At 56.4% G+C, this 19,777-nt stretch carries 15 protein-coding genes; 14 read left to right on the forward strand and 1 reads right to left on the reverse strand.

Annotation, left to right across the window (positions count from 1 at the left end):
* The 4 genes from DQG13_RS25915 to DQG13_RS25930 all read left to right on the forward strand — a co-directional run bounded on the left by DQG13_RS25915 (position 1) and on the right by DQG13_RS25930 (position 2,758).
* On the forward strand, positions 1 to 345 hold the full coding sequence (locus DQG13_RS25915) for a hypothetical protein (RefSeq protein WP_113023084.1): 345 nt from the start codon (positions 1 to 3) through the stop codon (positions 343 to 345).
* A 334-nt stretch (positions 346 to 679) separates the two neighbouring features.
* Complete coding sequence (locus tag DQG13_RS25920; RefSeq protein WP_113023085.1) at positions 680 to 1,213, forward strand: PadR family transcriptional regulator; 534 nt, start codon at positions 680 to 682, stop codon at positions 1,211 to 1,213.
* A 96-nt stretch (positions 1,214 to 1,309) separates the two neighbouring features.
* A complete protein-coding gene (locus DQG13_RS25925; protein ID WP_113023086.1) occupies positions 1,310 to 2,008 on the forward strand; it encodes an ABC transporter ATP-binding protein in 699 nt (232 codons plus the stop codon).
* Between the two features lie 27 nt (positions 2,009 to 2,035).
* Complete coding sequence (locus DQG13_RS25930; RefSeq protein ID WP_113023087.1) at positions 2,036 to 2,758, forward strand: ABC transporter permease; 723 nt, start codon at positions 2,036 to 2,038, stop codon at positions 2,756 to 2,758.
* Here DQG13_RS25930 and DQG13_RS25935 read toward each other — a convergent pair.
* A complete protein-coding gene (locus tag DQG13_RS25935; protein ID WP_146767206.1) occupies positions 2,755 to 3,774 on the reverse strand; it encodes a LacI family DNA-binding transcriptional regulator in 1,020 nt (339 codons plus the stop codon). The genes DQG13_RS25930 and DQG13_RS25935 overlap by 4 nt on opposite strands.
* A gap of 223 nt (positions 3,775 to 3,997) precedes the next feature.
* On the opposite strand from DQG13_RS25935, the gene DQG13_RS25940 reads away from it, so the two are divergent.
* The 10 genes from DQG13_RS25940 (at position 3,998) to DQG13_RS25985 (ending at position 19,776) form a co-directional block, all read left to right on the forward strand.
* Positions 3,998 to 6,394 carry a hypothetical protein gene (locus tag DQG13_RS25940; protein WP_113023089.1) on the forward strand — a complete coding sequence of 799 codons (2,397 nt, stop codon included), beginning with the start codon at positions 3,998 to 4,000 and terminating at the stop codon, positions 6,392 to 6,394.
* 411 nt (positions 6,395 to 6,805) lie between these two features.
* Positions 6,806 to 10,180 carry a right-handed parallel beta-helix repeat-containing protein gene (locus tag DQG13_RS25945; RefSeq protein ID WP_113023090.1) on the forward strand — a complete coding sequence of 1,125 codons (3,375 nt, stop codon included), beginning with the start codon at positions 6,806 to 6,808 and terminating at the stop codon, positions 10,178 to 10,180.
* A gap of 203 nt (positions 10,181 to 10,383) precedes the next feature.
* Positions 10,384 to 11,352, forward strand: coding sequence for an ABC transporter permease (locus DQG13_RS25950; protein ID WP_113023091.1), 969 nt, complete (start codon positions 10,384 to 10,386; stop codon positions 11,350 to 11,352).
* Positions 11,346 to 12,206 carry a carbohydrate ABC transporter permease gene (locus tag DQG13_RS25955; protein WP_113023092.1) on the forward strand — a complete coding sequence of 287 codons (861 nt, stop codon included), beginning with the start codon at positions 11,346 to 11,348 and terminating at the stop codon, positions 12,204 to 12,206. Before DQG13_RS25950 ends, DQG13_RS25955 begins: the two co-directional genes overlap by 7 nt.
* A 50-nt stretch (positions 12,207 to 12,256) precedes the next feature.
* Positions 12,257 to 13,801, forward strand: a complete 1,545-nt coding sequence (locus DQG13_RS25960; RefSeq protein ID WP_113023093.1) for a type 2 periplasmic-binding domain-containing protein — start codon at positions 12,257 to 12,259, stop codon at positions 13,799 to 13,801.
* A gap of 113 nt (positions 13,802 to 13,914) precedes the next feature.
* Complete coding sequence (locus tag DQG13_RS25965) at positions 13,915 to 15,774, forward strand: sensor histidine kinase (protein ID WP_181593002.1); 1,860 nt, start codon at positions 13,915 to 13,917, stop codon at positions 15,772 to 15,774.
* Positions 15,746 to 17,269, forward strand: coding sequence for a response regulator (locus DQG13_RS31000; protein ID WP_181593003.1), 1,524 nt, complete (start codon positions 15,746 to 15,748; stop codon positions 17,267 to 17,269). The genes DQG13_RS25965 and DQG13_RS31000 overlap by 29 nt, the downstream gene beginning before the upstream one ends.
* Before the next feature lie 135 nt (positions 17,270 to 17,404).
* Positions 17,405 to 18,076, forward strand: a complete 672-nt coding sequence (locus tag DQG13_RS25975) for a response regulator transcription factor (protein WP_113023095.1) — start codon at positions 17,405 to 17,407, stop codon at positions 18,074 to 18,076.
* Positions 18,073 to 19,140, forward strand: a complete 1,068-nt coding sequence (locus tag DQG13_RS25980; protein ID WP_113023096.1) for a sensor histidine kinase — start codon at positions 18,073 to 18,075, stop codon at positions 19,138 to 19,140. Before DQG13_RS25975 ends, DQG13_RS25980 begins: the two co-directional genes overlap by 4 nt.
* Positions 19,141 to 19,245: 105 nt before the next feature.
* Positions 19,246 to 19,776 carry a hypothetical protein gene (locus DQG13_RS25985; RefSeq protein WP_113023097.1) on the forward strand — a complete coding sequence of 177 codons (531 nt, stop codon included), beginning with the start codon at positions 19,246 to 19,248 and terminating at the stop codon, positions 19,774 to 19,776.
* The last annotated feature ends 1 nt before the right edge of the window (position 19,777 follow it).

The following is a 19,777-nucleotide window of genomic DNA, read 5'->3' on the forward strand; positions in this document are numbered from 1 at the left end:
GTGCAACTGGCGGTGAAGCTGGTGCTGGAGGAGTTGGATTATGGAGAGCTGCGGCTGGCAATCTCCAGGGATGGGGAAGGGCTGTATCTTGATTATGTGATTTACTCCGGTGAGGAGAGGCTTTTCGACGTTCATCAGGTTTCCCGGGCGGTATGGCTGTTTGCCCTGTCCCTTAACGAAACCGGCAACCTTCCCGAGGTGGAGCTTGAGCATCATGACCGGCAGGTGCAGGCCTCTGCGGGAACGGGATCGGAGGGGGTCAAGCTGGTGCTGTCCACCGTCCCGGGCACTACCCAGGAGCTGTACTGCTCCAACATTGTGCAGCTTCCTTCCCGGGAAGGATAAGGTTCTGCAGCCCCATAAATATGCCAGAGGCGATACAGAGTGTCCGATGGCCGCGGACAGACGATCCGTTATTTTGCTCTTTTGGGCCTTTTGCGGATTTTCGCGGACAGACGATTCGTTATTTTGCTCCAGAAGCATGGGAAACCTCTGGTTTTTCGCGCTTAGCGGATTCTGTGTCCGCTCCGGGGCAAAAAGGGCCGATTTTTGCGAAATAACGGAATCAGAGTCCGCTAAATGAGCCGCATGATGCAGGAAGCCCGAAGGATGCCTCTTGACGAATTCCTTTACTCAATGCATAATGCTCAATATAGAGTATTGAAGGGGTGAGTCAAGTTTGACCAGATTGCTGGTGCTGGGACTTTTGGATGTGCAGCCTATGTCGGGTTATGATATTCAGCAGATGTTTAAGCTGACGGATGCGGAGCGTTGGGGCGGCGTGCTGGTGGGCTCCATCTATCACGCCCTGAAGAAGATGGAAGCGGAGGGTCTGGTGGAGGTAAGCAGCATTGAGCAGACGGGCCACCGGCAAAAGGCTGTGTACCGGATTACGGAGCAAGGCCGTCTGTCTCTGAAGCAGCTTGCCCGGGATGCGCTGCAGGCATCCTCTGTTGCGTACCCCTCCACCCTCTACGCGGGGCTGTCCTACGTGCATCAATTGCCCAAGGAGGAGGCATTGGCTGCCTTGGAGCAGCAAGCGGCCCGGTTGGAGCAGGAATACCGCAGCCTCCAGCAGGGGCTTCATGAGAAAACCGCAGCTCTGGGCGGCGAGCTTCCTCCCATGACTCGGCTGATTTTCGACAATATGTTCGCCATTATCCGCCAGCAGCAGGACATGATCTCCAACGTGATTCAACTGGTAAATGCATAATTGCAGTTCTCTCTCCCTCCCCAGGAGGGAGAAAAAAATAGCCACATACTCAACGTTGTATAAAATATATTGAACAAACAAAAAGGAGTGTTCCCCATGAACTTAATTACAGCCTGCTCCCTGACCAAAAGCTTTCGGCGCCGCCATGTTATCAAAGGAATTGATCTGACCATTGGGCAAGGGAAGGTGATTGCCATGATCGGGCCCAACGGCGCTGGCAAATCCACCATCATCTCCATGCTGGCGGGAATAATCAAGCCGGATGGAGGTACGGTGACCCATTGGCGTGAGGATTACCGCGCCCATATGGGAGTGCAGCTTCAGGCCACTCCGTTCTTCGAGGGGTACACGGCGGAGGAGAATCTGGCGCTGTTTGCCGCCATGTACCGCGTCAGGCTTAACAGATCCCAGCTGCGGGAAAAGCTTGCAGAGTGCGGTCTGGCGGATACGGGAAAAACTCCCGCCGCGCGGCTGTCCCTGGGGCAGCAAAAACGGCTGGCTCTGGCGGTCACAACGCTGCATCACCCCCAGCTGATTGTGCTGGATGAACCCGCGGCGGGACTTGATCCGCGGGCCAGCCATGAGATCCGGCAATTGATCCGCTCCATGGCCGCCAACGGCAGCCGGACCGTCTTATTCTCTTCCCACGATATGGAGGAGGTGGAGCGGACAGCGGATCAGGTTATTTTTATCCGGGGCGGCCGTGTTGCCGCCGATGGGGAGCCTGCCGCCCTCAAACAGGAGCATGGCGTAGAGCATTTGGAGGAGCTGTACCTGAAATTGACGGAAGCTTGATTTTGAACAAGAGGGGATGAACATATAATGAAAACCATATTTGCCTTAACGCTGAAAGCCGCCGCCCGTGATCCGTATTTGTTGTTCTGGTCTATTTTGCTGCCTGTGGGAGGCACCATCGGGCTGGGGCTGCTGATTGGCCGCCCCGAATATCCGCTGCACATCATGACCGGCATGATGGCGGTAAGCATGCTGTTTTACGCCTTTTCCACAACCTCCTTTGCCATTCTGGGACAACGCCGGAGGGGCGTATACAATCTGCTGCGGGTAACGCCTATGCCTCTGTGGCAATATATTTGCGGAGTTTCGGGGGCGTGGACACTGGTTTCGCTGTTCTGCGGCCTGCTTGTTCTGGGGACGGGGACAATCGCCTTCCAACTGGACATCCGGCTGTTATCCCTGCTTATGCTGCTTCCTTCCGGACTGTTGGCAGCCCTGGGGTATGTGCTCCTCAGCTTCTTCGTCTCCAGCTTCTGCCGGACAGAATCCCATGCCAGCATGGTTACCAATGTAGCTGCGATGCCGCTGTTTTTTATAAGCGACGGATTCTACGCTTTGGAGAAGGCTCCGGCGTGGCTGCAAACGGCCTCCCGGTTCAACCCGTTCCAATGGTTTCTTAACGGGCTGCGCAGCGCCTTGGCCCTTGACGCAGGCCCATGGCTTGCCAGCCTGGGGCTGCTTGTGCTTCTGCTGGCGGCAGCGCTGGCTCTGGCGGTGCGGACCTTCCGGTTTTCCGATGTCTCTGCTTAATTTTCCCGTTCCTCTCTGCCGGCCGCTTGCCTGTCGCTGGAAGCACGGATCAGAAGCGGCGCCTGGAGGACAGAGTTGGACGCCGTTTCTCCGTTCAGGAGCTTAATCATGAGGTCAACCGCGCGGGAGGCCAGTTCGAGTCGGTATACATTCAGGACAGTAACCGCCGGTGTAGTTTGATAGCTCATCAGAATATTCTCGCATCCGGCAATGCTTACCTGTCCGGGAACAGCCACTCCAGCCTCCCGGCAGGCAGCCAGCACGCCTGCGGCCATAAGATCGGAGACGGCAATGAAGGCAGAATGGCTTCCTAACCTTCCCGCCTGAATATAGGCTGCCATCGCCTCCCGGGCCTGCTCCAACCGTCCCTTTCCATAAAGAATGTCCTCCGCGCCCATGGGAAGCCCCTGTTTTCTCATCCCTTCGAAAAAGGCGTCAAGCCTGTAGGCGTGGGGGTGGTTAGGGGAACCATTGGCCATGAGCGCGATGCGGCGGTGTCCTTGTTCCGCCAGGTGGCTGATGAGCTTCTCCATCCCGTCTTCCCAGTCCACATCCACCCATGCCGTATCTTGGCGGATTTCCCCGGCACGGGTCACGGATACAACGGGAATCCCCTCCTCCTCAAGCATGCTCCATGTTTCCGGCTGAAGGACTTGCCCCAGAAGCAGAAGACCGTCTATTCTCCCGGGAACAGAGCGGCGGAGATCCTTCTCGATCCCCGGATAATAGGTTTGGAAGTGGATGAAATACCCTTTCTCCCGGGCCTTCTCTTCCAGATGATTCAACAGGCCGGCCTCAAAGGGATCACCCAGATAATTGACCAGCACGGTCAGATTATAGGTTTTCCGGGTTTTCAGTGAACGGGCCGCGTGGCTGGGGGCATAGCCCAGCTCCTCAATCGCCGCCCATACTTTTCTGCGGGTGCTTTCGCTTACTCCCGCCTTGTTGTTTAGAACATAGGACACAGCAGCAGCCGATACCCCTGCCCGCTCCGCCACATCCTTGCGACTGGCCATCCTGTTTTCCCCGCTGTCCAAGTGGATTTTTCTCTATGATATCAGGTCGCTTCAGCTTGCACAACAATTTTACTTACACGAGTAAGAAAAGGCGTATAAACGAAGCATTCTGATGAAAACGGGCCATAAGTCCGGTTTTTACCGCCAAAATCAGGTTTGCGGCAAGAAAACAAATCAGTTAAACTTACTCGTGTAAGTAACAAAACGGAAAAAGGTGATGCACATGATTTCCCAGGAAGCGGCAACCTCGAAAAAGCAAAGCTTCAGCGGCGTATATCCCCATCTGGCCTGGACCAACGGCAGTCCGGAGGTGGAGGAGTGGGAATGCGGAACAGGCGCAGTTGTGCCTTGGGCCGGCAAGCTGTGGTACCTGACCTACCCTGCCCATAAGCCTCACGGCAGTCATGACAAGCTGTTTGCGCTGGATGAGAAGCTGTCTGTGGAGGTTTATTCGGGCAGCGTGGGGGGCACCCATGCCAACCGGATGATTCACCGGGAATCGGAGCAGCTGATTATCGGGCCGTACTTTATTGACCGGTCCGGCCAGGTGCGCACCGTGGACCCGGCAAAGATGTCCGGGCGGTTGACGGGAGTGGCCCGGCATCTGAGCGATCCGGCGAACAAGGTGATCTTCTACACCATGGAGTCGGGCCTGTACGAGGTGGATGTTCATACGCTGCAGGTTACCGTTCTGTACCAGGACCCCAACGATATCCGCGGCTGGCCCCACTTCCTTCCCGGTGTTCACGGCAAGGGGGCTTACAGCGGCCAGGGACGGCTGGCGGTGTCCAACAATGGCAATGGCGGCGTGCTGGCAGAGTGGCAAGGACAGGGCGATCCGGGCAAAAGCGAGAGCTGGACCATCGTGGATGCCAACAAATACACGGAGATTACAGGTCCCGGGGGCTTGTACGGCGCTCCGGATGACGAAGCTCCCTTGTGGGCCCTGGGCTGGGACCATAAATCCGTGCTGTTGAATGTCTGCGACAACGGGAGCTGGAAGCGGTTCCGCCTGCCTATGGCCAGCTATACCCACAGCGCCGATAACGGCTGGTTCACCGAATGGCCGCGCATCCGGGATATCGGAGCGGAGAAATGGCTGATGGACATGTTCGGCATGCTCTATGAGTTCCCTCCCGCCTTCTCTCACGCTGCCACCGCAGGCATTCGTCCCCTGGCCGTCCACCATAAGATGATTGTGGACTTCGACACCTGGAACGGCCAACTGGTGATGGGCTGCAATGATACCTCTATCCAGGGAAACCCCGATGCAGGCCGCTGTCAGTCCAATCTGCTGTTCACCTCCCTGGAGGAGCTGAAGCAATGGGGCAAGCCCCAGGGCTGGGGCGGAGTATGGGCGGAAGAAGAGGTGCAGGCCGGCCAGGCATCCGAGCCGTTCCACTTCGCCGGTTACGGCCAGCGGCTGCTGCACCTGTCCCATCAGGAGAAGGAAGCGGCCAGCTTCACCATTGAGCTGGATGGCAGCGGCCATGGAGAGTGGACGGTCTACAGGAGCATCACGGTTCCTGCGGGCGGCTATTCTCCGGTCCTGTTCCCGGCTGACGTGAAGGCGGAGTGGGTCCGAATCCGTGCCGCCGCCAAGGCTTCCGGCGTAACGGCATGGTTCGCCTTTACTCCTGCCGAGGACATTCCCGCAGACAAGGGCCTTGCCGCGGGAATAACCGAAGCGGGAGTCCGTCCGCCAGCAGCAAGAAGCGAGGCGCTTCTTTTCCCCTCCAATGATATGTCCCTGCCCCTTCATGCGGCGACCGCCGTGCTGAATGAAGAGGGCAAGGTTACCGCCAGAGGGCTGTATGAGGTGGACGCGGATATGCGGATATCGCCTGTCGATAACCCTGCGCTGGAAGCGGCCCTCCGGGAGACCCGTGCCCCCGTCCGGCAGATACAGGAGGATGCGGCGTCGCTTATCGTATGTACCGAGCAGGGAGAGCGTCTCCGTCTGCCCAAGGGCCATCCCGACTTCGCCCGCGCCTCCGCCGACGGGTTCCGCCGCTGCATCCGCGAGGTGGTGACGGAACGGAAGCTCATGAATGTGCATGGAACATTCTATGAGGTTCCGGACAATCATTCCGGCGGCGTGCGCAAGCTGCAGCCGGTTACCACCCATAACAAGCTGATCCGGGACTTCTGCTCCTGGCGGGGCATGCTGGTGCTGTCCGGGGTGGACCTGGTGACAGAGGGCCAAGAGCGCCCGGTGTTTGTTGACAGCAACGGAAGCCGCCACGTGGTATATTCCGCAGACGGCCAAGCAGGCTTATGGTTCGGCAATGTGGACGATCTCCGCCGGTTCGGCGCTCCTGCCGGCCGGGGCGGCCCATGGCTGCATACCCCGGTCCTGGCCGGGCAGCCGTCCGACCCTTATCTCATGTGGGGTTACCGGCACAAAACGCTGGAGCTCTCCCATCAGGGCGAGACGGCCGTATCCGTGCATGTGGAAGTGGATGTTCAGGCGAATGGTACCTGGGTGCGCTGCGAAACCCTCCATGTGGCTCCCGGCGAGAAGCTCATCCATGTGTTTCCGGAAGGCTTTGCCGCCCACTGGGTGAGGCTGGCAGCCGACTCCGATGCCGTGGTGACCGCATTGTTCGATTATAACTGACCGGGGGTGCACGCTGCCTCCATGCTGCTTGACCCATAACGACCCTTAACTGTAGAGGGGTTGTCCTGCAGCCGTGATTGCGGCATTCGGGACAGCCCCTTTTTGGGTTTCCCGGCAATGCGGCTTAAGCAGGGCTGGCTGCAGGCGGGAGTAAAAGCGGATAAATTTGTTCTATGCAGATGACAAATTTGTTCATACCGGAGCGGTTGGGCCAAGGTTATAATAAGGGCGGAATCCGGTTCATGGAAGGGAGGAACAGCGTGGCATACATCTTGCGGCGAACATTTATGGAAGCGCTTCATTGGATTGCTGACAGCGGCTGAGTCATCCTGATGAGCTATGATGAGCAATTGTGAAGGGAGAAGATGAACCTCGATAGGAATTGAACAGAATAGAGGAGGATTGGATGATATGAAAAGAATCATGAGCCTGGTATTGGCTGTAGCCCTGTTGTTTGCTGCTGTACCCGGCAGGTCCGGCATTGTAAAGGCGGCTGGGGGAGATGCGGGCGGAGGAACACCGGAGATTATCGTCGCCTTCGACAACAGCCGCAATAACCCGGATATAAACGGAATAACCGTCGCTGATCCAAGGATTGCCCTAACAGGGAATGCCAACGGATACGGCGGGGTGATCGGAAGCGTCAAATTATCCGCCGCAGCCCCTGCCGCGAAGGCCGGGTATTATCCCAAGCTGCCCGGTGCAGGCTGGTACAAGGTCTATCTGCATAAGAAGCTGCTGGCAACCGGGAGCGTAACCTCCGTTGTCTATCATGTGTACCGGGATGATTATATCTACACAAGCTCGGGCGGCATCAACTGGGGGCGGGATTCCTCCGCCGTTTCCGAAACGGACAGCGGGGGGAGCGTCTGGTACCCTATCGGAGAATATTATTTCAGCGGGGACGGAACAGACAGTGTCATCCTGGGCACATCCACCGACAAGCAGGCGTATTTCGATGCGGTGAAATTCGTGAAATCACCGGACGGTACGGTTATTCTGGACGATTCCCAGCTGGAGAACAGCCTGGGAAGGGTGGAGCTGGTCAGTGAGGGAACGGCCACGCTCTTCGAGCAGGCCAACGGTCTTGGAGGCCGGCATATGGGGATCAACGTCCGGAATATCACCTCCGACGCCGTCATGAACTACTATCCCAAGCTCGCGTCCGGAGAATATGAGGTTTTCGCCAACAAACCGAGAGTAAACAGCGGGAACGCCGTGATGCAGGCCAGGATTACCCACCGGTTCGGCACGGGAAATCCACCGTTTGATATCAAGCAGGGCGGGCTGGACCAGGTGGACATGCAGTGGGTCTCCCTGGGCAGATACTCCTTCACCGGCCAATATGGAACGGATAGAGTCTCCTTGATTGCCAAACAAGACAGCTCGGGCAATCTGAACGGCAGATTCGATGCGGTAAAATTTGTTCCCGTTGCGGTTGAAGATGACGGAGATGAGGAAGAGAACCGTCCGGTTTATATGAATCTGTATGTGGCCGCCGACGGGGACGATACCGGGAGCGGCAGCGCGCAGCAGCCCTTCCGCACGGTAGGCAGAGCCAAGGAGGAAGCGGCCAGGTTCACCGAACAGATGAACGGGGATATCGTGATCAACGTGGCATCCGGCACCTATCCCGTCAGTCAGACGGAGGTGTTCTCCTCCGAGCATTCCGGCAAAAACGGCTATTACGTCGTGCTGCGCGGGGATGCGGCCAACAAGCCTGTATTTACCGGCGGCGTGAAGGTGGAGGGCTGGGAGCAGGTTGACAATTATATCTACAAGGCGCAGCTTCCGAATGTGGCGGATGTGCGGAATCTGTATATCAACGGCTATCCCGCCCAGCGGGCCAAGAGCAAGTACGGCTATTTCGTCAGCCAGCTCTACTCCCAGGAAGGCAGCGCATTTAGCACCGACGGATTCGTGGTCTCCAAGAAAAACTTCCCCAACAATCTGACCCAGGTTAACCGGCTTGAGCTTTCCTGGACCAATGAATGGGTGAACCAGCGAACGCCGGTGGATGAGATTATCGATAACGGAGACAGCTATATATTCAAGATGAGACAGCCCGCCTGGAATCTGGCGGCTACCAAACCGTATGCCACGGTGCGGGCCGGCATTGGACTGTTTTATATCGAGAATGCCAGGGAATTGTTGGATCAGCCCGGGGAATTTTATTTTGACCAGACCGCCAGAACTCTCTATTACTACCCGCTGCAATCGGAGAACCTTCAGACTGCCGAGAGCTATGTGGGCAAAACAGAAGGGCTGCTGAGCATACAAGGGGAAAGCCTCGCCAATAAGGCAGAGAACATCATTATTGAGAATATCGATTTCCGGCACGGGGAATTCTTCTTTGTCAGCCAATACGGCTTTGTCTCCGGGCAAGTGGGCAATATGATCGATTTGACAGGTGATCCGGTGGCCACCACCAACTTCGAGATGCCGGGCCAGATCAGCATTAACCAAGCCAACAGGATTCAAATCCGAAATTGTGTCATCAAGAATCAAGGCTCATCCGGCATTGTAATGGAAAACGGCGCCAGCAATATAAGCCTCACCGGCAATTACATCAGCGACCTTATGGGCGGAGGCATCAGCGTCGGCAGCTCCAAACATGGCAAGAATATGGCAGCAGGACAGGAACGCCCCAAAAATATCAAGATCAAAAATAACACCATCCACCGGATCGCCCAAGGGTACTTTGGAATGGCCGGAATTTGCGCGTATTATGTGGACACCTGCATCATCCGGAATAATGATCTGGCGGATCTGCCTTACACCGGCATTTCCTTCGGCTGGGGCTGGGGAGCGGATGTTCCGGAATGCAGAAATTTCACCATCTCCAACAATAAAGTGGCCAATACCATGTACCTGCTGCATGACGGCGCTCCCATCTATTCGTTGGGCCCCATCAGAGGCACCAAGATTTACGAGAATTACTTCGTTGCCTCGCCCCGCTCCCATGCCGGCATTTACCTGGATGAAGGCAGCAAATATATGGAGGTCTACCGCAATGTGGTGGAGAATGTCAACAAGTTTATTTACTTGAACAATAACGGGGGCAACAACTATATCCACGACAATTACTCCACAACGAATGTAGTGGAAGACAAGACCAGCACCACTGTTATTGAAAATAATACCTTTGTCCTTGACGGCAGCTGGAACGCCGATGCCCGAGGCATTATAGACAGCGCCGGCACGGAGGAGGCCTACCGGCATGAGAATGAAACTCCCGCCAGCAGAGGGTTGATTACCCTGCCCAAAAACGTGTTCACCTCCGCAACAACCATGCTCCTATGGGCGGCCGATTACAGGCAAGGCGGCCAGAACGTGGCCTATTACGATACTACGCCGGGAAATTCGGGAGGCGTGTACAGAAACGATGATGTAGATATATGGAGCTCATCGACCATCGGCGGCAAATACGATGTTGGCGTAAGCAGTGGAGAATGGCTGACCTATGACGCCCAAGTGAAGGAGGATGGGGAATATAAGCTCGCCATGTGGGCATCCAACTCCCGTTCCGTTCCGGCGGAGAAGCCCCTGTTCAGCATCTATTGGAATGATACCCCCCTTATTCAAGACCGCCAGGTGGAATACACCGGCTCCACATACGGGCATACCTTTGTGGAGGGGCTGCTGCTGGAGAAGGGAGCGGGAATATTGCGGATCGAAGGGCAGGTTAACTTTTTTGGCCTGAGTTATCTGAGCTTTGAGCTGGACAATGGCTCCTATTTGGCCGACGACTATGATGAAGGGGTGATTGAGGCTCCCGGGCAATAGCCTGGCCTGGGATGATCAGGGGGGCTTGATGCAGCAGGCAGCGGCAAGAAGATAAATCTGTTCCATCAAGAAGGTAAATCTGTTCATGCCGGAGGCCGGCCGACTGAAGCTATAATGAAGGCAGAACGCAGCCGGGCGCAATGCATCAGCCTCCGGAGCCGGCTGCCGACCATATAACTTCAAGGATGGCGAGGTGACGAACAATGAACCAACTGCCTGCTGCAGGAACACATGCCATACCCCACGGCAAGCGGAGGTCAACAGCCTTGCGGTTTGCCAGGGACCTGTGGAGCATGCGGGCGCTCTATCTCATGCTGCTGCCCGGCATTGCCTATTATGTGATCTTCAAATATATTCCCATGTACGGCATTGTCATTGCCTTCAAGGATTATGATTTGCTGGAGGGCATTCTTCACAGTCCCTGGGCTGACCCCTGGTACAGACACTTTCAGTTTTTCTATGAGTCCCCTTATTTCACCCAGCTCCTTACCAATACCTTTCTCATTAGTGTGTACAAAATGTTCTGGGGCATTATCCCATCCATCGCATTGGCTATCCTGATTCACGAGGGACGGGTGCTGTGGCTGAACCGTGTGATCCAGACCTTAAGCTACATGCCCCACTTCCTGTCCTGGGTCATCATCTACGGCATCAGCATCGCCTTCTTCTCCGAAACCTCCGGCCTGATCAACCGCTGGCTGGCAGAGAGCGGACACAGCACCATCCCTTTCCTAAGCTCAACGGGGCTGTTCCGGACTGTGCTGGTGGGAACGGATGTGTGGAAAGACCTGGGCTGGGGCGCCATCGTGTATCTGGCAGCCATGTCCGGCATCGACACCACCCTGTATGACGCAGCCCGCATAGACGGTGCGGGAAGACTGCGCCGGATCTGGCATATTACCCTGCCGGGTATCCGCAACGTCATTGTTCTGCTCTTGATTCTGCGTCTGGGTTCTGTACTGGACGCCGGATTTGAGCAAATCTATATCATGTACAACATTCAAGTGTATCCGGTGGCGGATATTATCGATACCTGGGTATACCGGGTGGGACTGGAGCAATTGAACTTCAGCCTGGCAACCGCTGTGGGATTATTCAAATCGGCGATTGGACTGACACTTGTTTATTTATCCAACACGTTGGCCAGAAGGTGGGGGGGAGGCTTATGGTAAACCGGGGGTCTGAGCGCTACTTTGACATTCTGATCTATTCGCTGCTGATCTTCGTCGGGATAATCTCCGTTTTCCCGCTGCTGTATGTGCTGTCGGTTTCCCTGACCCCGTACAGCGAGGTGCTTCGCAACGGCGGCTTCGTGGTGCTTCCCCGCAAGCTGACCCTGGATGCCTATCGCATTCTGTTCGGCATGGAGACCATCCCCCGGGCCTTCGGCGTCACCATATTTGTGGCTTCTGTTGGCACTTTCCTGAATCTGGTCCTGACGGTGCTGCTGGCTTTTCCGCTGAGCCGCCGCAAGCTGATGGGACGCAGCCTGTTCATCTTCATGATCGTCTTCACCATGATGTTCGGCGGAGGATTGATCCCCACCTACCTGGTGGTGCAGAAGACGGGGCTGCTGAATACCGTGTGGGCCATGATTATTCCGGGAGCCATCTCCACCTTCAATGTGCTGGTGGTGAAAACCTTCTTCGAAAATTTGCCCGAGGAGCTGTATGAATCCGCGCGGATGGACGGAGCAGGGGAATTCACCGTGCTGTCCCGCCTGGCTCTGCCCTTGTCGCTTCCTGTCCTGATGACCGTAGGACTGTTCTACCTGGTGGGCAACTGGAACGTCTTCTTCTCCGCCGTCTTCTACATCACGGACCCGAAGCTGAATCCGCTGCAGGTGATCGTCCGGGGACTGCTGATGGCAGCCGACAGACCCGAAACCAGCGTGGATGTTACCCTGCCTACCACCACCCTGCAGATGGCCTCGGTGATTGCCGCCTGTCTGCCGGTGATCGTTGTTTACCCGTTCGTGCAGAAGCATCTTACCAAGGGGATGCTCATCGGCGCGCTGAAAGGATAATTCACGTCCAAGCCATTATGATATATTATGGATAAAAGGGGATAAGAACAATGAAAATGACGAATCGTTTATCTGGCGTATTGGCGTTGGCTCTGGGGGCGGGCGTATTATTGTCGGCTTGCGGCGGCTCCGGGGAGGAATCCGGCCAAGCCGGGTCAGCAACCGCCTCCGTATCGCCGGGAGCAACTGGAAGCGCTTCATCTGCCAACGGCCCCAAGATTGCCCTTGAAGCCTTTCTGGCCGGTTGGGGATTGGCTCTGCCTGGCGACAATTTCGTCAAACGGGAATTGGATCAGGCGCTGAACACGGATCTTAATCTGACCCTGGTCACCACAGCCGATGAGTTCATTCAGAAGCTGAACCTTCGGGCTGCCGGGAATGAGCTGCCGGACATCATTCGTTTCCCCGGCAAAAATGAATACCAGGAATATGCCAAACGGGGGCTTCTGCTGGATCTGACCCCCTATATGAATAAATTGGGCGATGTGAAGGCACTGATCGGCGAGGACGTGTTCCAACGGGGAAAGATCGGCGACAAAGCATACTCCATCACGCTCAATCCCACTACCTATTACAATGTCCCCTGGGTGCGCAAGGATTGGCTGGACCATCTGGGGCTGCCGGTGCCCAAGACGTTGGATGAGCTGCTGGAGGTATCCAAGGCGTTCACCACCCGGGACCCGGACGGCAACGGCAAGAACGACACCTTCGGCTTGACCGCGGATTTGTCGGCAGTAACCGGTATGGTAATGCCCCTGCACGGTGTTGCCAACGGCCTGTATCTGAAGAACGGACAGATGGTTCACGGGCTGTACCAGCCGGAGATGAAGGACGCCGTGGGCTACATCAAGAAGATGATTGATTCGGGCAGCCTAGATCCGGAGATTGCCAGCAACAAGGGCACCATATCCCGGGATAAAGCCTTTCAGGGCAAAGCGGGGATTCTGGTTACCAACTGGACGGGGATTATGAAGGATGAGGAAATAAAAAAATGGAAGGATGCCAATCCCAAGGCGGAATGGATCATGATCAGTGATCTGAAGGGCCCCGGGGGCGACTTCATGGCAACAAAGGCAAAGTCGGCCACCAGCGGGTATATGGCAGTTCCCAAGTCAATAGAGAAGAATCCGGCCAAGCTGGAGAAAATATGGGAGCTGTTCAATTATACGGCCAAGGGAGACGGTCTTAATCTGGTGCAGTTCGGGCTGAAGGATGTTCATTACAAGCTGGATAACGGTAAAATTTCTCTGACGGATAAAGCCTCCGAAACCGCCTATACCTGGGTCTACCAGTTCTCGGGACGTCCGGAAAGCTCCTATCTGAGCGCCAAGTTTCCGGCCCAGGTGCCCTATATTGAGGCCAATGACCGTGTGAAGGCCTTCGACACCTACTCCAGCTATGTGACCTTGCCTGACGGCTATAATGCTGCGGATGCGGACCGCTTCAAGGAAGAGGAGCTGCTGAAGTTCTACTTCGGCAAAAACAAGCTGGACACCTTCGATGCCTTCCTGAGCAAGCTGGACACCACCTTCAAGTACCAAATCTATATCGACAGCGCCTTGAAGCAATTAGGAGAAATGGGTTTTATCAAATAAATATGCAGCCTGGCAAGCAGCGAAGGGCCCATTGAGGTCCCTCGCTGTTGCTGCCTCCTTTACAGCCGACAGGCTGTTTTGTTGCAGGGGAGGGGAACATGGGGGGACGGGACATGGCGGTTGTGAAGCTGGCGGGGAGGCTGTGGCCGCAGAAATTAAAGTACCGGCTGATTGCCGCTGTTGTTCTGTTCATTCTGCTGCCGTTTTTTCTGCTGCAGATCATGGCCTACCAGCGGATTGAGGCCTCCTTGTCCCTGGAATTCCAGGAGAAGGCCGGAAAGCAGCTGACGGTGATGAAGTCGGAGCTGGCCATCGTATTTGCGGACATGTTCCGGTATTATCTGTTTCTGGAGAATGATCCTGTTACACAGCAGGCTTTGGACCTGGGGACAAGCATGGAGCCGGGGGAGCGCTACAGACTCCTCAGCCATGCTGCAGAGCGGGCAGGCTCCCTCCGTCTTCCCAGTCAGGTGGCGGTGACCATGGCCGATATAGAGGGAAATGTGTATCTGTCCGGGGAGGAGCCAAGGGGAGGCTTGGACACGTCCTTCATTCAAGACCCGGCCTTCTCGGGGCTGGACTCCGGGGGCGGGTACCAATGGCTGTCGGGAGAGGTTCTGCGCATGTATGCGGTATTGAAGAACCGCGCGGGGGAGGCCGCGGGTTATGTTCGCATGGACTTCCTGTACAACAGCTGGCTGGTGGAGACATCCCGCAACTTTCTGCTGCAGCAGAACTATCAGATTGTGGATCATGAGGGACGCTCCCTGGGGCTGAGCGATTCCCGCAAGCCCATTGCCCCGGCCCTGGTCAGGGATATTATTGCCGGCATGGAGGGCCGGGAGCTGAACCAGCTGCTGGACCAGGAGGGCACCGCCATTGTCTCAGGCACCTTCTTCTATGATCTCAACTGGTATATGCTGTCCTACCTGCCCATGAATAATTATCTGGGGAACATGAACGCCATCCGCAGCCAATACTTCTATACCTTCCTGGCAGTATCCTTGATCCTGGTGGCCGTTACCTTCCTCATCGCCTCGGCCATTTCCCGGCCGCTTGTCCTGCTTCGCCGCAAGATGGCCCAATCGGCGGAGGCGGAGCTGAAGACACGGGTTCAGGAGGGCGCTTTTGCGGGAGAGATGCGTGATCTTGCTGTAACCTTCAATACCATGATGAACGACATTCAGGGACTTCTTCTCCGCCTGAAGCAGGAGGAGCGGCAGAAGGAGGCGCTGCATTACCGGATGTTGGCTGCGCACATGAACCCCCATTTTTTGATGAACACCTTAAATACGATTAAGTGGAACGTTCTGGACAAGGAGGATACAGATACGGCGGATATCTGCATCGCCCTGGGCAAGCTGCTGGAGACGACCCTGAACTCGGAGGTGGAGCTGATCCACCTCAAGCAGGAGCTGGAGCTGATGCATGCCTACATGTACATCCAGAATTACCGCTATGAGGGACTGGTTGCGGTGGACTACCAGGTGGATTCCCGGCTGGAATACGCCCTTGTCCCCAAGCTTAGCCTTCAGCCGCTGATGGAGAATGCGCTGAAGCACGGCTTTGCCCACATGCCGGAGGACGCCAGGGTGACAGTCCGGGTCTATGCCCGGGGGCGGGAGCTCATCATGGAGATGGAGGATAACGGGACGGGGCTGGGGGCGGGAGCCGGAGACGCAGAGGACATAGTCCGGGAAGCGGACCGGAGCGGGGAGAGCGTGGGTGGGGATGCCTTCCTACGGAACAAGGCGGCTGCCGGTACAGATTATGCTGGGCGCGGGAAGCGGAGGGGAATCGGTCTGGCCAATATCGAGGAGCGGCTGCGTCTTCTGTTCCGCACGGAAGGCAGTCTGACGCTTGAAGCCTTGAACCGCGGGGTATTGGCCCGGATTACGCTGCCGCTTCTCATCTCAAATCCATACGCGGAAGGAGGCGGAGAGGATGTGGAAGGTGCTGCTGGTGGAGGATGAGCCCTTCGTCCGGAAGAAGCTGCGCAAGCTGATAAATTGGGAGGAAGCGGGGTTCTCCGTCTGCGGGGAGGCCGGGAACGGCCGGGAGGCTCTGGAGCAGATGAGGGTGCTGGCGCCTGATCTGGTCATCGCCGACATTGCCATGCCCCTCATGAATGGCCTTGAGCTTCTGCGCAGCGCCCGGGAGTCCGGCATGGAGAGCAAGTTCATCATGCTGACCTGCATGAACGAATTCGAATACGCCCGCAAGGCGCTGGAGTATGGCGCCAGTGGCTATATGCTGAAGCTGTCCATGGGCATTGCCGAGCTTCAGGAGGCATTGACCAAGGTGGGGCGGGAGATGTCCGCCAGTATGGAGCAAAAAGAACTGGTGCTGCAAAAAGCTCTGGACCGGTATTACTCCCAGCTGTGGGAGCATATCCATAGCCGGGAGCATACATTCGCCCCTGTGCTCCCTGAGAGCATGCCTTCGTTCAAACACATGCTGCTAATCACAGTGTTCACCGGCCGCAGCAGCTTGTCTGCCGAGGAATTGCTTCGCCAGGGGATTATTTCCGGAGAGGGGAGGCTGTGGACCGGCTCCTACACCCGGGGAGGCCTGACCACCCTTTTCTTCTGGTTTCCCGGCGCCGCCTCTCTGACGGAGGAGCGTTTGGGCGCTTTGCCTGTCCGGGGCTTGTACAGCAAACCCTTCGCCCCGGGCCGTCTGGCAGACAGATGGAAAGAGCAGCTCCGGCAGATGGCGCAGAGCTGGTACGGTGAAGAAGCGGGCCTGCTGGAATGCAGAGCCCGCAGCGCCTCCTTGGACAGCGCATGGGACCAAGGAGCTGCCGCCTTTACCCCCTCCTGGTCGGAGGAACGGGAGATTATCGCCGCCTTCGAGCGCCATAACGCCGACCGGGTGAAGGAGCTGCTCACCGCCTATTGGCACAGTATGGCGGAGCAGGCAGCCCGGTTTGGGACCATTCGGGAAACCGCCGCCAGACTGGACCGGATGTTTGCCAGCCTGGCCGGACGGGGGGAGGCCGTTTCCCGTCTGTTGGACCCGGAGCAGGCAGCCAGCCATTCCGCGCTGCTGTCTCTGCTGCTTGAGCGGACGGAGCAGCTGCTTGCCCTCCGCACCAGATCAGACCGCAAGCTGACCGACCATGGGGAGATCAACCGCATTATTGAATATTGCCACCAGCATTATGGCAATCCGATTACCCTGAGAGCCATGTCCCGCATGGTCGCCATGGAAGAGCACTATCTGAGCCGCTTGTTCAAGCAGAAAACCGGAGAATCGCTGATTTCCTATGTGCAGCGGCTGCGGCTGGAGAAGGCCAGGGAGCTTCTGGCGGAATCCCGCCATACGGCTGCAGAAATCGGACGCATGACAGGCTTCCCCAATGAAAATTATTTCACCCGCTCCTTCAGGAAGCGGTATGGCCAAGCTCCCGGACAGTACCGCCGGGAACGGCAGCAGTCAGAGGAGGGCAGCAGAGGGGACGGATAGGCCGATTTTTGCAAAATAACGGAACCAGAGTCCCCCACGGTCCGCCCAATGAGCCGTTGCAGCCGCCCGCGCATACATTTCTTTAACATTTATCGGTTATAATGCTGCTACCAAGAGCAAGATGGGGGCATGGATATGATCAACATCCTTGTAGTGGAAGATGATCTGCAGCTTAATAAAATCGTATGCGCATATTTGAACGACAACGGCTACGCCGCCAAGGGCTGCCTGAATCCGCGGGAAGCCTATGAGCAGATGCACAATGCGATGTACGACTTGATTATCTCGGATATTATGATGCCGGGAATCGACGGCTACGAATTCACCGAAACGGTGCGCAGCCTAAACAGAAATATCCCCATTCTGTTCATGACCGCCCGGGACGATATTTCCTCCAAGCAAAAGGGCTTCCGGATGGGCATCGACGATTATATGGTCAAACCCGTGGATATGGATGAGCTGGTGCTGCGGGTGGGGGCGCTTCTGCGCCGGGCCAACATCGCCAATGAAAAAAGACTGGTGGTGGGCAGTCTGGTGATGGACGCCGATGATATGACGGCAGCGGTAAACGGCAGCGAAATCCCCCTGACGGTCCGCGAGTTCAATATTTTGTTCAAGCTGCTGACCTATCCCAAACGCACCTTCTCCCGGGCCCAACTGATGGATGAATTCTGGGGGCTGGACAGCGATACCAGACTGCGCGCCGTGGACGTCTACATTACCAAGCTCCGGGACAAGTTTGCGGCTTGCCCGGATTTCAAGATTGTGACCGTACACGGGCTGGGGTATAAGGCGGTGCCGGTATGAGGACGGAGCCCTCCCGGCAGGATGAGCGGGTGAAAGCGCGGCATTTCTCCTGGAAATTCTATATAGGCACGCTGGTTGCCCTGAGTGTGCTTTCCGCCCTGCCGGCAGTGTTGTACGGAGCGCCGGTGCTGAAGGAGTCCCGTCCTTTTGTAGGCTGGTATCTCCTGTATTGGGCCATTGTCACCGGACTGTTCTGCGGCTTTACGGCATACCAGAAGCACCGGGCCTATGATAGGCCCATGCGCAAGCTCAGCGAAGCCGCCAAGCGGGTGGCGGAGGGGGATTTTTCCGTTTATGTGGCCCCCGGCCACAGGGCCGACAAGCTGGATTATGTGGATGTGATGTTCCAGGATTTCAACAAGATGGTGGAGGAATTGGGCTCGCTGGAAACCATGAAAAGCGATTTTATCGCCAGTGTGTCCCATGAGATCAAAACGCCGCTGTCCGTTATCCAAAGCTACAGCACCGCTCTGCAAAGCGAAGCGCTGCCCCCGGAGACGCGCAGGGAGTATACGCAAACCATCGTCGCCTCGTCCCAAAAGCTGGCGTCCCTGGTGACGAATATCCTGAAGCTCAACAAGATCGAAAACCAGGTAATCCCGCTGAATTCCGAGCCGTATGACCTCTGCCGCCAGCTTTGCGAATGCGCCTTGGCCTTCGAGGGGGCATGGGAGAATAAGCAGATCGAATTCGCCGCGGAGCTGGATGACCGGCTCATCATCCGGGCCGACGAAAGCCTGCTGGAGATTGTCTGGAACAATTTGCTGTCCAATGCAGTGAAATTCACCAACCCGGGAGGCAAAATCCAATTGAGGCAAACCTCCGACGAAAACTCTGTGACCGTTTCCGTGACAGACACCGGCTGCGGCATGGATGAGCACACCCGGAGGCATGTTTTCGATAAATTCTATCAGGGGGATACCTCCCACTATCAGGAGGGAAACGGGCTTGGCCTGGCTTTGGCCTGGAAGGCCGTGGAGCTGGAGGGGGGCAGCATTTCGGTGGACAGCGCCCCCGGAGAAGGAACCACCTTTACCGTACGATTGCCTCTGCGGCTTGACTAGCAGCAGGCTTTTTTTGTTGCAATTAATATTTCAGAAACATTTCCCTCGCAACCCGGCAACAACTGTCCTGTAGACTGCAAGTATCACAGGAGAGGGGCGAAGGCCATGAGCGAAGCCGTCAAAAACCATAACAGCTTTGTGGGATATGAGTACAAGGAAATCACCGTGAGCCGCACCATGGAATCTGTCCATGCAGACTGTTACGAAAATTTCGGATGGACGCTGGAGGGAACCTCCCAGCCCATTCAGGGAATATCATCCGTTGCGCTGAAATTCAAGCGCGACCGCAAAATCCGCAATAAAGCGGAGCTGACCCGCCTGCAGCGCCAACTGGACGCCTGCATCCGCGATGTGGAAATGCTGGAGAAGTCCAAAACTACCAGCGCAGCGGTAGCAGCCTTCAGTCTGGGCATCGTCGGAACGGCGTTTATGGCCGGCTCCGTGTTTGCCTATATCGGCGGCTTGACGGCGCTTTCCGTTATTCTTGCGGTGCCCGCCTTTGCCGGGTGGATCATCCCCTATTTCAGCTACATGACCATCCGCCAGAAGCGGACTGCCGCGGTCGCCCCCATGATTGATGAAAAGTATGATGAAATCTACGAGATCTGCGAGAAGGCCAATACTCTATTGGGGTGAC

This window comes from Paenibacillus sp. YN15, from assembly GCF_003285005.1.
Lineage (GTDB): Bacteria > Bacillota > Bacilli > Paenibacillales > NBRC-103111 > Paenibacillus_AR.

Bases quoted from the DNA above. Each gene is read 5' to 3' on its own strand.
- DQG13_RS25925 (WP_113023086.1), top strand. From the start codon at position 1,310: ATGAACTTAATTACAGCCTGCTCCCTGACCAAAAGCTTTCGGCGCCGC.
- DQG13_RS25930 (WP_113023087.1), top strand. From the start codon at position 2,036: ATGAAAACCATATTTGCCTTAACGCTGAAAGCCGCCGCCCGTGATCCG.
- DQG13_RS25935 (WP_146767206.1), bottom strand. From the start codon at position 3,774: ATGGCCAGTCGCAAGGATGTGGCGGAGCGGGCAGGGGTATCGGCTGCT.
- DQG13_RS25940 (WP_113023089.1), top strand. From the start codon at position 3,998: ATGATTTCCCAGGAAGCGGCAACCTCGAAAAAGCAAAGCTTCAGCGGC.
- DQG13_RS25945 (WP_113023090.1), top strand. From the start codon at position 6,806: ATGAAAAGAATCATGAGCCTGGTATTGGCTGTAGCCCTGTTGTTTGCT.
- DQG13_RS25950 (WP_113023091.1), top strand. From the start codon at position 10,384: ATGAACCAACTGCCTGCTGCAGGAACACATGCCATACCCCACGGCAAG.
- DQG13_RS25955 (WP_113023092.1), top strand. From the start codon at position 11,346: ATGGTAAACCGGGGGTCTGAGCGCTACTTTGACATTCTGATCTATTCG.
- DQG13_RS25960 (WP_113023093.1), top strand. From the start codon at position 12,257: ATGAAAATGACGAATCGTTTATCTGGCGTATTGGCGTTGGCTCTGGGG.
- DQG13_RS25965 (WP_181593002.1), top strand. From the start codon at position 13,915: ATGGCGGTTGTGAAGCTGGCGGGGAGGCTGTGGCCGCAGAAATTAAAG.
- DQG13_RS31000 (WP_181593003.1), top strand. From the start codon at position 15,746: ATGTGGAAGGTGCTGCTGGTGGAGGATGAGCCCTTCGTCCGGAAGAAG.
- DQG13_RS25975 (WP_113023095.1), top strand. From the start codon at position 17,405: ATGATCAACATCCTTGTAGTGGAAGATGATCTGCAGCTTAATAAAATC.
- DQG13_RS25980 (WP_113023096.1), top strand. From the start codon at position 18,073: ATGAGGACGGAGCCCTCCCGGCAGGATGAGCGGGTGAAAGCGCGGCAT.
- DQG13_RS25985 (WP_113023097.1), top strand. From the start codon at position 19,246: ATGAGCGAAGCCGTCAAAAACCATAACAGCTTTGTGGGATATGAGTAC.